Consider the following 13,434-nt stretch of genomic DNA (forward strand, 5'->3'; position numbering starts at 1 on the left):
CCAGCGGATCTCAGTACTGTCGTGAGGAGCCAACGCCCGCCGTGGTTATGGCCATGATCGAGCTTCACTGAGCAGGCGATGTCAGTAGGCCGCGAACGTGGGCGTGGACGAGCGGGCTTAGGCGTGCGTGGACGGGATCGCGTTCGGCTGCCTGGAGGAGGATGGCCGCGACAGTGAGTTCGACCAGTCGGCCGTCCTGGGTCGAGAGGACATCAGCGAAGGTCGCTCGGACGCGAGCCGCCAGATCCGGCACGGGCAGGGTGTAGGCGTGGAGGTGAGCGGCGTCGAAGCCGTGGGGAGCGGGTCCGAAACCCTCCCAGTCCAGGATGGTCAGCTGAGGTCCGGTCAGGTTGGCCCAGTGGAGATCGCCGTGAGCCAGGCTCCAGCGCTGGACGGTTGTATTGATGTCTACCTCGCCGAGGTAGCGGGGGATTGTGCGGTGGATGTAGTCCTGGCTGATCACGGGTGGGCGGGTGTCGGGGGCTGGGGTTTGGGTGACCAGGTTCGAGGCTTGCCGCAGGCGTGACCACCATTCGTGGGGCAGATCGATGGCCTTGGTGAGATCTGGTGACTGCGAGCAGACGGGCGCCGGTACGTACGAGGTGAGCTCGGCGCGGTAGGCGTGCTGGTCTTGGGCCCAGTCCATTGCGCGGAGCAGATGGGGCCGCGGTACTTCATCCGGGAGCGTCGTGGCCGCTTCCTCGGTGCCCGTCCAGAGTTTGCCGCCTGCCTTGCCCGCTGGCGCTTCCATGACGCGGAGCCATGCGCGGCGGCCGGAGGGAGCGTTAACCGAAACGCCGAGGGTTCGGCCGTTATGTCCCCAGGCCATGGATGCTTCGGGCTCGCGTTCGCAACTGAGCTGTGTGGCCGCTTCGTTGAAGGCGGCTTGCATCCGGTCGCGGACGGCTGGGTCGTCAGGCTCGGAGAACACGGCAAATCTCCCGGAGGCGGCGGGGCGGAATTGGTGGACTGTCGAAGGCGCTGAGCGCGTCTTGCCAGTGTGCCGGAGTCGAGGCCGACAGCAAGGCACCCGTTAGGCCTGGCGTAGAGGCCACTGCGGCCAGGGCCGCCGCGACTGGGGACAGATCTGGACTGATCAACCTGGCCAGGTCTCGGGTGACCATGTCCGCGAGTTCGCCGCCGCTCAGTGGCGCCGACGCCCACACTTGCAGCCCCGCCTCGTTGGCCTCGGCGATGGGGCCGGCCCCGTCTAGTGCCTCGGCGAGTGGGGCGAGCTGGACGAGGCTGACGGGGAGTTGGATCGCGCTCAAGTGCATGGTCGTGCTTCCTGCGGCATCGTGCGCCGCGGTGAGGAGGTCTCGCACAGTGAAGGCGCCGCTGGTGAATCCGCTCCAGGTGGCGATGCCGTAGCCGTGGATCTTTCCGTCGTGAGCAGCTTTCTCGCAGGCGGCGAATGCCTGGGTGATCTGTTTGAGGAGCCGGTCGCGGTCGCCGTGCGCGTCGTGTTCGGGATTGTGCAGGTACAGCAGGTCCAGACGTTCCCTGCCTAGTTCGGCGGCGTTGACGGCCACCTGATGCTCGAGATAGTCGGGTGCGATGCAGTGGCCTCGGGTGGCTATCTGGGCGGTGATCACGCCCGCGCGCTGGGCAGCCTGGGCCTGCCGGTGCGTCATATGGCCGACCTTGGTCGACACCCGCGCGTCGGGGTGGTCGGCCAACAAGGGCGCGAGTTGTGCGTGGGCGGTTCCTCGGGCGTAGACCGGGGCGGTATCGATCGCGGTCACCCCCGCCGCGATGGCCGCCTGGGCGGCGGCGGTCACATCGCGGCAGCGGTAGGTGCCCAGGCCGAGCGTGGCCCTCATGGTTCGCGCACGGCGACTACTCCGGCCCGAAGAAGTTCGTCGAGGAGAGCGGCGGCTTGGTCGATGGGGATGTCTGCGGCTTGCGCGAGTGCGCCGAGCGAACTCGGGCGGCCGGAGGTGAGCAGACGCAACAGCGGTGCCGCCTGACGGGCGAGTACCCAGCGTTGCCCGGCGACCTCCAATGCCACCGTCTCGCCATTGTCGCGGGTGACGGCTCGCGGCGTGGTCATCCACACCTGGAGCCCGGCATCGGCCGGTAGGTGTTCGTTGGCCGCGAGCGGGAGAGAGAAACCCCCATGGGAGCCGTAGGCGGCATCTCGTGCTGCCAGGTAGCTGGATATCAGAGCCGGGTCTTCGAGACGTTCAGCCAGCAGTTTCGCGGCCTCGCGGCACCATGCGGTCTGGCTGGCCTCGTCGGCCAGGCGTGGGAGATCAGCACGGATCACCTCATGAGCTCGTAGCTCGTCCACCAGCCACGACAATAGGTCGATGCCCGTGTGGGTGGTGAGCCCGCACGTTAGGTGGAGCGATGGCTGACCAGTCGACGCGGCTGCGGCGTGCCACCAGCCGCGCGGTACGTGCAGGACGTCCCCGGCCTGGAGGGTGAACTCATCGATCGGCTGCTCCGGCGGGGTGTCTTCGAAGACGACGTCACGGTAGAGCGGGGCTGGCCGAGTCGGGCCGTAGATCCGCCATCGTTTGGCGCCCGAGATCTGGATGACGATGACGTCGTGGTCGTCCCAGTGGACACCGAAGCCTTCCTGGGCAGTCCACGAGGCGTAGGCGTTGACTTGCACGCCGGTATGGAGCTGGCGTTCCAGTCCGCTCACCAGTTCCCGGATCGGCGGGTGTGTCTCTTCGATCGCGTCCAGCACGAGAGTTGCGCCGTCCTGGAGCTGCGCTGCGACCAGGTGCGGTTGCGGTGCGTCCCATGGCGGCATGCGGCGGTACGTTCGGCGCTCGCAATACTGCGAGGTCGGGATGGTGTCCCCGCCCTGGGCGAGGCGGAGCCGCGGCGGGTCCAGCCGGTGAGTGTTGAGGATCTCGTTCAACGCCGGCCAAGTCAGCAGGCCACAGAATCGATCGCGGTCCTCAGCGGAAGCAGTAAAGACGCGGTGCGCGCGGCCCAGGTCCCGGGCGAGGAACTCCTCCCCGCCCAGGACCTCGACGATCAGATCGATCATGATCGTTGCTCAGCCGTCGTTGAGGTCGGACTTGCCGGTGGACCCGCCGTCGGACGGCTGGGTGGCGCGGCCACGCGCCGCCAGGATCTTCTCCACGGCCACCACCAGTCCGCCGGACGTGTCGGCGTTCACCATGTCGGTGTTCACTGCGTCTCCTTCCCGCTCCACCACCCTTGTGGCGGTGTGCAGGGACCACTGTGCGGGCGCTCGTCGACCTCGAACAGTGACCGAAACCGTGGCCGGTTCCCGTGGAACCAGTCCACGGGACCGTATCGACGACTGCCGTTGCGTCCGGGCTGTACGCCGCTACGCTCTCGGGCGGGGAGCAAGGCGACTCAAAGGCGAATACCGACGTGACCAGGCGCAGGGTCTTCGATCCCGGGGCGGTCCCGGTGGTTTTCTGGCGTCGCACCGACGTGCAGGATTCCCTGGCACACCGCGATGTCGGGCGTCTCTTCGGTCTGTTCCTGGACGAGTTTTCCGACTGCACCCAGACCCAGCTCGCGCTGCTCACCCAACACGACCGATCCGACATCTCCAACTGGGTGCGAGGCACACGACAGGGACGTGTATCCGACATCGAGGTGCTCACCCGCATCGCAGACGGGTTACAGCTTCCCGATCAGGCCCGTCTCATGCTCGGTCTAGCCCCACTCGGCCCGGTCCGCCTCAGCACGGAGCCAGCAAGCTCTCATCAACCCCCGGACCGCCACAGCAAAGACGGGCCCGGGGCGGCACCCGTTTCCGAGCCAGTCCACATCGCGATCTGCGGAAGCAGGGCCCCCGACACCGACGCCAGCGTGATCGACGCGACCGTGGGGTGCCTCGCACGGCTAGTCATGAGCCTGGGATGCACGGTTAGTCACGGTCCCGTCGGCGTGGGGATCGAGGTCATGACCTACATCGCCGACCAATACCGTCCACCCGAGTTCGACCTGGCGCTCGGCCGCTTCGGACATCGCAACGTCATCCAGGACGCCGAGTTCGTCGTTGTCCTTGGCGGCGCCGCCGGCACCCAAAGCGAGATCGACCTCGCACTGTCGATGGGGAAGAAGGTCATCGCGTTGCCGAGCAGCGGCGGCACCGCCCGCCGCTTCTACCATCAGGCCGCACGAGACCAGCGCCTGCGCGCATGGATGAGCGACGAACAGTTCGCCGCCCTCAATGCCTGTGTCGTCGCAGGAGAAGACTTCGTGCGTATCGTCGAACACCTGATCACTAAAGACCTGGGAGCCCCAAGTGACTGAACGACCCTACGTGCTGCTGTCCTGCGCGGCCTCGATCGATGGCTACATCGACGACACCACCAACCAGCGGCTCCTGCTGTCCAACGACGAGGACTTCGACCGCGTAGACGAAGTCCGCGCCAGCTGCGACGCGATCCTCGTAGGCGCCAACACCATCCGCCGCGACAACCCTCGCCTGCTCGTCCGCTCCCAGGCGCGCCGCGACGAGCGCGTCGCCCGCGGCCTGCCCGAAAGCCCCCTGAAGGTCACCTTCACCACCCGCGGGGACCTTGACCCAGACGCCAAGTTCTTCACCGCAGGAGACGTCGACAAGATCGTGTATTGCCCGTCCGCCGCAGCGGACAAGTGTCGCGACCGTCTCGGCGAGGTCGCGACCGTGGTGGACACCGGTGACTCGGTAGACCTGAGCACTGTCCTGGCTGATCTCGCCGACCGAGGAGTCCGACGGCTGATGGTCGAAGGCGGCGGCACGATTCACACGCAATTCCTCACCGCTGACCTCGCCGATGAGCTCCAACTTGTGATCGCCCCATTTTTTGTCGGCGACCCCGAGGCCCCCCGCTTCGTCGGCCTTGGGCAGTTCCCTCATCACCCGGGGAACCGGATGACCGTCGCTGAGGTACGGCAGATCGGTGATGTGATCCTGGCCCGCTACCTCCTCACCGGCCAGGGATAAGCGGTCACGCCTGCCTCGGTGTGGACGGTCACGCAATTCCCCACCCCGAAATTCACGATCTTCCCCAGGTAGAGAATCTAAGGACTCTCCTAGACCGTCCTAGCTTCGCTCTCCCCATGTCCGTGATGGCGCTGGGGCCTCGGTTCCGGACGGGCGATGCGGTCCGTGGCCAGCGGTGAGCCGTCGGTCGGCCAGTGCAGCTCGAGCAGCCCGCAGCGGGCCAGTCCACCCCACGCCCGGCAGAATTACGGACAGTAACTATCATTAACGTATGGTCAACCAAGCTGCCCAGCAGGCCGGGCCGGAGCTGGACCAGGACCAGGCGCGCCGGGCCACGTTGGCCCGCATCGCCGCTCAACGAGAGCGGATGCGAGGCCGACCGATCATCAGATTCCTGGCCGCCGGTGCCGGAATCCTGATGGGCCTGGCCAGCTTGCCATTGCTCATCGTGCTGCCCGAGCTCGGTATACCCCTCCTGCTAGGCGGCCTGGGCCTGCTCGCCCTAAGGTTCGACTGGGCCTCACGCGCCGTGGTCAAAGCCGAATGGTGGACCCTTCTGTTCCGGCGCTGGCTGGCTCGTCAATCCCGAGCCGTCAGGATCGCGCTGCTCGTCGCCGTGATCGCTGTCGCGGCTCTCATCATCTGGTTGATCCTCTAGGGGCCCCGCGCCGCCTTCCCCATGGGAAGAACTAGACCGTCGGCGTGAGGAAGATCGTGAACGGAACCGAGCCTCGTATGGGGGCGCTCGTGACCGTCCACACCCCGGCTGAGACGACCAGTAGCTAGGCGAAGAGCCCTGTTCGGTCGATGACATCCTCGGGGGTGTCGGCGTAGATCACACCGCTCACAGGCTTACCGCTCGAATCGGAGATTCGCCATCCGCCAATCTGCACGACCGTAGCGCCACGGCGTCGGGCGAGTGCCAGCTCGGACAGGGTTCCCCAGCTCCCGCCGACGACGATGACGGCATCCCCGGCGAGGGCGATGATGGCGTTCCTTGCTTCGCCGATGCCAGTCGGGATCGCGACGGTCAGGTGCGGATTTGAATCGGTCTTGGTGTGCTGGGACAGGATCCCGATCACCAGTCCACCCGCTGAAGCGGAGCCTTCGGCAACTGCGTTCATCACGCCGCTGTATCCGCCGCAGATGACAGCGGCTCCCCTTTCGGCCAGCAGGCGGCCGATTTCACGAGCGTTTGCCAGATCCTGTTGAGTGGCTTCTCGCGGCCCACATACCGAGACCTGGATCATGTGCGGATCCTCTCCGTCTGAGGCTGCTAACTCGCCGAAGGTAGCTCAGGAGGAGCCGCCTGGTACGCCGCGAAGACCTCGGCTTCGGCGATCAGATCAGCAGCAACAGGGGCGTCCGTCACGGTCAGCTTGCGGGCTGCGGCCAGTACTCGGCCCACGATTGGGATCGTCCGATGCTGTGGCGGGATGTCTAGCACCTGCCGGAATGGCTCGGCGGCGCCGTCGAGGTCGCCTCTGGCGATATAGGCGGTGGCGAGATCGAGTCGGGCGGCCGCGACCAGCTCCGACGAGACGACGGGTTCTGCGGTGAGCAGCGCGATCGCCTCATCGGCTTCGGCGACCGCGCGAGCAAGGTGCTCACTGGTTCCGACTGCCGTGTGTGCTTCGGCCGCGTAGTAGGCGGCCTTGCCCGGAGCGAACCGAAAAACTCCGGCCTCGCTGGCGGGTTCAGACACGGCGGAATCCCGGGCGGTTTGGGCAAGAGCAGCCGCTTGGGTGAACTCACTCTCCTGGCCGGCGGCCGCCAGGGCACGGGCTTCCTGGGAGGCCAGCCGTAGCAAGGCGGTCCCGGAAGTGGCGTGGTCCCGTGCACGCTGAGCGATGGTTGCGGCGGTGCGGTAGTCCCCACGCCAGTACGCGATCAGGGACTGAACCCAGCGGGTGTAGGCGCGGAGTGGGTCATCGTTAATCAACTCCGCGCAGACCAGTGCCGTACGAGCATGGGTGTCCGCCTCATTAGGGTGCCCAAGGTCGGCCGACGCGTGCGCGAGCAGTGCACAGAGCCTCCCGGCGACCAGATACAGGGCGTGCTCCTGGTCGAGTGGGTGTCGTTCATCGAGCATGCCGAATACATCGCCGCGCAGCTCGGCTACACGACGAAACGTGTTGATCAGAGGGCGGCGAAGGTAGTCCTCGGCGAGCCGCGCGACGTCGGCGTCGAGCTGCTCCATCGTGGTCTCGTCCAATCGCCGGACCCGGCGCGCGAAGCGCGCGCTGTCGTCGGCCACGGCGGTGATCTCCTCAAGAACTCCGGGCGGGATATCGTCTCGCGTCTGGTGACTCCAGTATGCGGGTTGCGCGCCGGGGCCTTGCGTCCTGGGAGTGGTGCCGGCCTGCCCAGTCAGTTGCACGGTGAGAGGCGGCGGAGCTAGCAGCTCGGCGACTCGCCTCTCGAACATGGCCTCAAGGACACGGCGGCAGGCTGGCCTCGGTAGGCCGTTGATCCTGCCCGTGCACCACCGTTCCCATTGCCGAGGGCTCACTGTGGCGTTAGAGCCGATCGCTTGGGCCGTGGTCTCGAAGGCGGCCACGGCGTCGCGCTGCGTCCAGTGTCGAGCGGCGGCGAGGGCGGCCAGCAATGTCGGCGGATGCTCCATAGCGGTCCTTCGAACGGGGGGCCTAACTGGCTGCTTCCCATTCAGGGGCACGCCCTACCTCCCAGACCAGGGAATCGATCGAACTGGCGGGGCAATGTCGCCCTAATGGCGGGCTGGTGACATCGCGCTGACTATGCGTCACGGAGCAGTATCGCCGCGTACCTCCGGACAGCAGACTTTGCCATCAGTCACCCCGGGAGACCGGAATGGCCCTCGCCACACCCAGCAGACCAGATCGATCACCGGCGGCAGGACGGAGCGACCTTCCAGCCCGCGGAACGGTGCCCCACGTCTCCGAGCTTGACCCGCTGCCGCACATCAAGACTGATGGCCACTGGGGCGAGCCGTTCCACGAGGACGGCAAGTGGCGTCAGGCATTGCGTCACCCCGACAAGCTCACAGCAACGCACAGGGCCAACGGCTTGCTCCCGTACCTCGTCACTGAAACCGAAGACGAACTGACGGCGCTGCGTAGACAACAAGACGCCTTGCTGGCACGGCTCACCAAGCACGCAGGCGGGAGCCAGGGGGCAGCCGCAGACACTCACCCAGGACGCGAGTCATGAACCTGCCCGTGGGTCAGGTCTTGGTGCTCGAACTGGCCTACGGCCTGGCGTGTGTCCTGGCTGGTGCACTCCTGTTGTGGCTGGTCCAGCCACGCGTGGTCGCCCGAATGAAGCCGCACGGTCGTCACTCGATCAATCCCTCCATCCCCGATACCTCTCCGAAGGGACACCCCACCGATGACCGACAACGATCAGCCTCGCAAGCTCAAGACCGGGTTGACGCTGCTCGGTGACGATGCGCTATACGCCCGGATGACTGCGGTTGTGACTGATCGGGAAGAAGCCAGCAGCGAGAAGGCTTCTCCCATCGTGGGCCAGGCAGTTGTGCTCGCGCACTACGCGCTCACTCACCCCGACGTCGCTCTGTCGCCGAGTGCTGATGTCGCAAAGGGGTTGGAGGCTTTCGTGCTCCACAGCGGGGAATGGGAGGTCTTCTCCATCCGCTATGGAGGGGGCCGCAACCGGCTGTACTACGTGCCGTATCTGCCCGGGACGATCGACAGAACCGCTCCCAGCGGCGTCACCATCATCGGGCCGTGGGAGTCGCGCCTCGTGCTGAGCACCGCCGAGTACCTGATTGATCCGACCTTGTGGCACCTCCACGAGAAGACCCCAAGGTCGTATCTGTTCAGCCAGGCGTGCTGCACCCATCACGAAGACGCGCCACTGATCGCGCCGCAGATCGTAGCCAAAGACGGCCTGCGCGCATCCCGCCCCTGAACCCTCCGGGGGCCTCCAAATCTCCCTCCGGGCGTGCCCGCGGGGTCACGAACACCTCCGCTTTGTTCCCCAGCAAGCAAGGTGCTCGATCCGCAGACGGTCACGCCGTCGATCGTCTGCACCCCCGCAAGGGCCCACGGTGCACGCCCGGAGGGCCTGAGCCTCGTGACTACCGCGACAGATGGATCAGTAGACCCCTCCGGGCGCGCTGGCGTGGGACGCAGACGGTCACCGCCTCGGTGTCAGAGACCAAACGCGCGAGATGCGCGATCGGTCGTCTCCGATGCGTGCCCGGAGGACCCAAACCGTGACACGAAGGGAGCAACGAAGGTGATGCTGAAGATCCCAGACCGGCTGCGGTCCCGGCATCGGAACCTGATCGCCAGGAGCCACCTGTATCTGACCAACGTGCGCCACGAGGTGGAGATGTGGTCCGAGCTGGACGTCGCGCTCAGCGACGTCGCACCGGGCGGCCTGTACGTGCTGGTCGCGCGGGATTGGCGGCACAGCGGCGTCGCAATGCTGGGCTACAGAGAGCTCGACGCCAGCACAGGCGAGTTCTTCGGACGGCATCAGGTGCGGGTATGCCCGGCGACTCAGCCTGACGTAGCGGCCCAATGGGTAATCGAGCAAGCCGCGATCCTGTCGGCCAAGGGGGCGCCCGGGCATAGCAGCGGGGGCGGCGGCTCGCAGGTGCGCGGGACGCTACTGCTGTTGCCGAGCAGGGAAACCTTCCCGCCACCAGACAAGGGCCGGTGATGGTGAGCCGAGGCGACGCAGAGGCGGCCTTCGTGTCTGCACCAGTCAGCGTGGATGACGGTATTGCCGTCATCCACAGCGACCTGGAATTGCCGTACGGCTACACCCTCGGCGGCCTGTGGGAATTGGCCCGCGCCTTTGTTGAACGGCAGCAGCCGACCCAGTGGACCTGCCTGTCCATCGAGGATAAGTATGACCTCGCGCTCTCGACCATGATCGAGACTCTGTACGTCAGCCAGACACCCCCTGGCCGGACGGGATTGTCGCGTGCGGCGCTCAGTGCCCTGGCTCGCGAGGTCGCCGAGCGAGAACGCCTCTGGGGAATTGATCTGGATAGCCGCAACCGAGATGAGCAGGGCAGCCTGGTGCAGGGCCATGCCGTCTACTGGGGGGAATGGTGCTTGCCGTCACCTGCGGCCGACGAACAGGTGGTAGACGAGCTGGCGGTGCGACAGATCTGGCCGCGGGTCGAGCACAACTATCGGATCGCGTTCTGGGCGCTGGCGCACTATGGCCAGGTCTCCATCGCGTCGACCGCGATCCGTGACTCGGCTGCCTTGATGACCGCCCGCCTTTGGCGCGGCCGGACTCAGGTTCGACGCCGGTGGTACGACCACGAGCAGGAATCGCGGGTGCGGGTGTACACGCGCCGTCCTCGCAACGCATCGCAGGGAAACGACAGTCCTGGCGGTCAGGGTCCTGCATGGGGCGACGCGACCCGGCGGCACTTTCAGGTGCTCACCTGGGCCGACATCGACAGCGTCCTTGCATCGCTGGAGCCTTCGCAGGGACCTTGCCCGTACTGCGGGCCTCATGGGCCAGGGCCGGCGGATCACCGAGGCGTCGACTCACACGGCGGTGACTCACACTAAAGCACCGCGGAGTGACGACGCCTTGACCTTGGTCGACGAGGCGAGCGGTGATGGGGGCCGGGCCGTCCGCGTCATTCGGGCCGGATTCGGCGGCGGACGGCTACGTCAAGGAGGAATCCCGGGAAATGCAAAGACAGCAATGGACGTACGGCTCGCCGTTCGAATGGTTGAGCAGCCCGGAACCTATGGTCTGGCGCCGTGCTTACATTGGCGAGCGTGAACAGATCGCGGCCGCACGGGACTTCGCGCGTGCCCTGTTCGCAGGGTCTGCGCGTGAGGACGATGTGGCGGCCATCGTCACCGAGCTGGTGGGCAACGCGTTGCTCCACACCCGATCCGGCCAGCCGAACGGCTGGTTCGGACTGGAACTCGAATACGCCGACCTCTCCTACATCGGCGTCACCGACCTCGGGGGAGGAGGCACACCCACCGTCCAGCCCGCCCCGCCTCCGCAGGCCCTCGTCGAGAACGGACGCGGCCTGCGCATCGTCCAGACCATGGCCACATCGATCGGAATCCACGGCCACCCCAACGGCGGGCACACCGTCTGGGCCGACATCGACCTGCGCGCCTCCGGCCCGGCTCCGGCAGCCCCCAGGCCGGACCTGACGATGGTTCCAACGTCATAAGGGAGGGCCCAGCCTGTCCTTAGCAGGCTGGCCCCTCAGGGCCAGGATAGAGGCCCTGCCCGCACGTCCGCAGTGGACGGCGGGCAGGGCCTTCCTCGTCTCCACTCCCAGGGCGGGGTCTTTCTCGGTCTCCTTGTGGGTCTTCTTCTTGGTCTCCTTGTCGGTCTCCTTCTTATGAGGAGAAGACCAGTACTCGGATGTTCTTGCAGGTGGGGTGCGTGCAGGGTGTTCTCCTGGTGGGCCCGACTCACCTGTACAGGTGAGTCCAATGTGTGTCGAGTGTGGTCGTCCTCGTCCGATGCCTTCTTCTCAAGTCTTGTCCTCCTCTCCTTGTCCTCTCATTCCTCGCTCAAGTCCGCCTCGCCGGCTCCGGCGGCGAGGCCCGAGCTGGCGCATGCCCGTCGTGGTTCTCCCGGCCGTCCGCACCGAATCTTTCCCCGGAAAGTCCCGCCCCCTACCCCCCGACCTTTTCCATTACCTTTCCCGCGCGGCGGTGGTGAAGGTAAGACGGTTCAGCCCTCACGGTTGGTAAAGTCCATGGCCAATTGCTTGATTACGCCCCGTGACGGAGTGACAATTAATACGTAAGGAAAACACGGGCGGAAAAGAAAATCCGCCGGGTCGCGATATAGGGAGATCGAAATGGCCGCGAACACCACCCCCGCTACCACCGCCCCCGTCATGAACGTCGCGGCCGACCCGGTCGTGACGGTGTTGGACGCGGCCGGGTGCGCACTCGTCGGCGCTGACTACGCGTTCCGGTGGGACGCGCACCGCGCCGAGATCAGCGCGGACGACGCCGCCGCCGGACTGATCGCCGCGTACCACTTCGACAAGACCGCCGAAGTGATCAAGTTCGAGGGCGACCCCGACCCGGTGGCCCCGGACGTGCACGGGGCCGACGAGATCACCGAGGAACGACTCAGCGCGTTGACCGACGTCATGGACCGGACCATCAACACCCCCGGCCACGGATGGCACGCCATCGTCGACGCCGCCGAAGACATCGACACCCCCGGGGTGATCGCCCGAGTCCGGTTCCTGTGGATGACCGACGAAGCCGCCGCCGAGGCCGGAATGTACCCATGGTGACCCGCACCCATCGCGGGCGCTGACACGGTCACCCCCGCCCTATGAACCGCGCCCGGAACGCGCGCCGCATTTGATGCGGCGCGCGTTTCTCTTTTCCACCCGCGAAGACTCATCGATTCCCGGAAGTCAAGCGGTCCGGCGGGGTGTCGTTAATTGGTGTGGCGGGGTGGTGTTTGTGAGGTAAGCCTCTCCAGCCGTTTTGGCGGTATGGAAAATGGTCGGGTGGACTTGAGGTTGGGTGTTCATCGAGAAATGGTGGTGGTGGAACGAACGAAATACGGCGGACGGGAAATGGTCCCGGCGCCCCGGAAATAGGAGTCATGAAATGGCCGCGAACACCACCCCCGCCACCACCAACACCCCGACCCCCGCCAACCCGGCTGACGTCCCCACTACCGCCCCGGCCGCACCCGCCCCGGCCGCTACCCCGGCCGCCCCGGCCGGGGCGGTGTGGGACGCGCTGACCGCCAACCCCGGCGCAACCGTCGCGGCGATCGCCAAGGCGGCGGGCGTGAAAGCGGCGGACGCCCGCACCGAACTCGCCGCGTTCGCCGAGGCCGGACACGCGGTATCCACGCCGGGTGAGAAGGGCCGGGGCGGGCGCACCAAGCCCGACACGTGGACCCCCGCCCCCACCGACGCCCCTACCGACGCGCCCGCCGCCGCCACCGACCCGGAGGCCGTCCCGGCGGCGGACGCGGGGACCGACGAGACGCCCGCGACCGACGACGGGCCGGACTCGGCAGCCGAGCCCACCGGCGACGCCCCGGCCGACACCACCGCTGACGCCAACGACGCGGACGCGGACCATGACGCGGACGACGAGGACGACGACGAGGTGCCGGTGGAGCCGGTGGTGGACGCGGACACCCTCGCGGACGCCATGCGGGTCATGACCGAAGAGGCCGAACGCCGCGCGGTCGCCGACGCGGAGATCAAGGCCCGGCTGGCCGAGGAAGAAGCCCGCCGCGCGAAGATTGACGCCGAGCTGGAGTCCGCGCAGCGCACCGAGGCGACCCGCCGCGCGCTGACCGATCTCCTTGCGGCGGTCACCACCGCATACGCGGCGGTTGTCGCCGAGGACGAGTTGGAAGCCGACGCAGGGTTGCAGCGCGTGTTCGCCGCAACCCACGGCGTAGCCCAGGCCATCGGTGCCGTGCCCGCACGGCCCGGCAAGCCCCGCCCCGCCGGAAACGGCGCCGGGCCGCGTACGGGCCGCGCCGCGCCGCGCCCGCTGCGG

14 protein-coding genes and 1 pseudogene are annotated in these 13,434 nt (G+C 67.0%); 9 read left to right on the forward strand and 6 right to left on the reverse strand.

Annotation, left to right across the window (positions count from 1 at the left end):
* Positions 1 to 64: 64 nt before the first annotated feature.
* Genes J4573_RS50735 through J4573_RS50750 form a run of 4 tightly spaced genes read right to left on the reverse strand, consistent with a single transcriptional unit; the run spans position 65 to position 3,154 of the window.
* Complete coding sequence (locus J4573_RS50735) at positions 65 to 931, reverse strand: phosphotransferase (protein ID WP_208263659.1); 867 nt, start codon at positions 929 to 931, stop codon at positions 65 to 67.
* Positions 915 to 1,823 carry an aldo/keto reductase gene (locus tag J4573_RS50740; protein ID WP_208263660.1) on the reverse strand — a complete coding sequence of 303 codons (909 nt, stop codon included), beginning with the start codon at positions 1,821 to 1,823 and terminating at the stop codon, positions 915 to 917. Before J4573_RS50740 ends, J4573_RS50735 begins: the two co-directional genes overlap by 17 nt.
* Complete coding sequence (locus J4573_RS50745) at positions 1,820 to 3,007, reverse strand: cupin domain-containing protein (protein ID WP_208263661.1); 1,188 nt, start codon at positions 3,005 to 3,007, stop codon at positions 1,820 to 1,822. Before J4573_RS50745 ends, J4573_RS50740 begins: the two co-directional genes overlap by 4 nt.
* 9 nt (positions 3,008 to 3,016) lie before the next feature.
* Positions 3,017 to 3,154, reverse strand: coding sequence for a hypothetical protein (locus J4573_RS50750; protein WP_208263675.1), 138 nt, complete (start codon positions 3,152 to 3,154; stop codon positions 3,017 to 3,019).
* A 206-nt stretch (positions 3,155 to 3,360) separates the two neighbouring features.
* Here J4573_RS50750 and J4573_RS56520 point away from each other — a divergent pair, with 206 nt between their 5' ends.
* From J4573_RS56520 to J4573_RS50765, 3 genes are all read left to right on the forward strand, one after another.
* Positions 3,361 to 4,254, forward strand: a complete 894-nt coding sequence (locus tag J4573_RS56520) for an SLOG cluster 4 domain-containing protein (protein WP_208263662.1) — start codon at positions 3,361 to 3,363, stop codon at positions 4,252 to 4,254.
* Between the two features lie 10 nt (positions 4,255 to 4,264).
* Entirely contained in the window at positions 4,265 to 4,930 is a 666-nt protein-coding gene (locus tag J4573_RS50760) for a RibD family protein (RefSeq protein WP_307797538.1), read from the forward strand.
* Positions 4,931 to 5,201: 271 nt separating this feature from the next.
* Complete coding sequence (locus tag J4573_RS50765; RefSeq protein WP_208263664.1) at positions 5,202 to 5,588, forward strand: hypothetical protein; 387 nt, start codon at positions 5,202 to 5,204, stop codon at positions 5,586 to 5,588.
* A gap of 124 nt (positions 5,589 to 5,712) precedes the next feature.
* Here J4573_RS50765 and J4573_RS50770 read toward each other — a convergent pair whose 3' ends face one another.
* Both J4573_RS50770 and J4573_RS50775 read right to left on the reverse strand, forming a co-directional pair.
* Complete coding sequence (locus tag J4573_RS50770) at positions 5,713 to 6,180, reverse strand: TIGR00725 family protein (RefSeq protein WP_208263665.1); 468 nt, start codon at positions 6,178 to 6,180, stop codon at positions 5,713 to 5,715.
* 26 nt (positions 6,181 to 6,206) lie between these two features.
* Positions 6,207 to 7,556 carry an NsdA family TPR-like regulatory protein gene (locus J4573_RS50775; protein WP_504740203.1) on the reverse strand — a complete coding sequence of 450 codons (1,350 nt, stop codon included), beginning with the start codon at positions 7,554 to 7,556 and terminating at the stop codon, positions 6,207 to 6,209.
* Positions 7,557 to 8,299: 743 nt separating this feature from the next.
* On the opposite strand from J4573_RS50775, the gene J4573_RS50780 reads away from it, so the two are divergent.
* The 6 genes and pseudogenes from J4573_RS50780 to J4573_RS50805 all read left to right on the forward strand — a co-directional run.
* Positions 8,300 to 8,842: a hypothetical protein gene (locus tag J4573_RS50780; protein WP_208263667.1), complete on the forward strand. Its 543-nt coding sequence runs from the start codon at positions 8,300 to 8,302 to the stop codon at positions 8,840 to 8,842.
* Between the two features lie 330 nt (positions 8,843 to 9,172).
* Entirely contained in the window at positions 9,173 to 9,601 is a 429-nt protein-coding gene (locus J4573_RS50785) for a hypothetical protein (RefSeq protein WP_208263668.1), read from the forward strand.
* A gap of 32 nt (positions 9,602 to 9,633) precedes the next feature.
* Positions 9,634 to 10,473, forward strand: a complete 840-nt coding sequence (locus J4573_RS50790) for a hypothetical protein (protein ID WP_208263669.1) — start codon at positions 9,634 to 9,636, stop codon at positions 10,471 to 10,473.
* Positions 10,474 to 10,523: 50 nt separating this feature from the next.
* Entirely contained in the window at positions 10,524 to 11,102 is a 579-nt protein-coding gene (locus J4573_RS50795; RefSeq protein WP_208263670.1) for an ATP-binding protein, read from the forward strand.
* A 642-nt stretch (positions 11,103 to 11,744) separates the two neighbouring features.
* Positions 11,745 to 12,194: a hypothetical protein gene (locus J4573_RS50800; RefSeq protein WP_208263671.1), complete on the forward strand. Its 450-nt coding sequence runs from the start codon at positions 11,745 to 11,747 to the stop codon at positions 12,192 to 12,194.
* 325 nt (positions 12,195 to 12,519) lie between these two features.
* Positions 12,520 to 13,434: pseudogene (locus J4573_RS50805) on the forward strand (hypothetical protein); the annotation flags it as partial.

The organism is Actinomadura barringtoniae (assembly GCF_017573505.1).
GTDB classification, from domain to species: Bacteria; Actinomycetota; Actinomycetes; order Streptosporangiales; family Streptosporangiaceae; genus Spirillospora; species Spirillospora barringtoniae.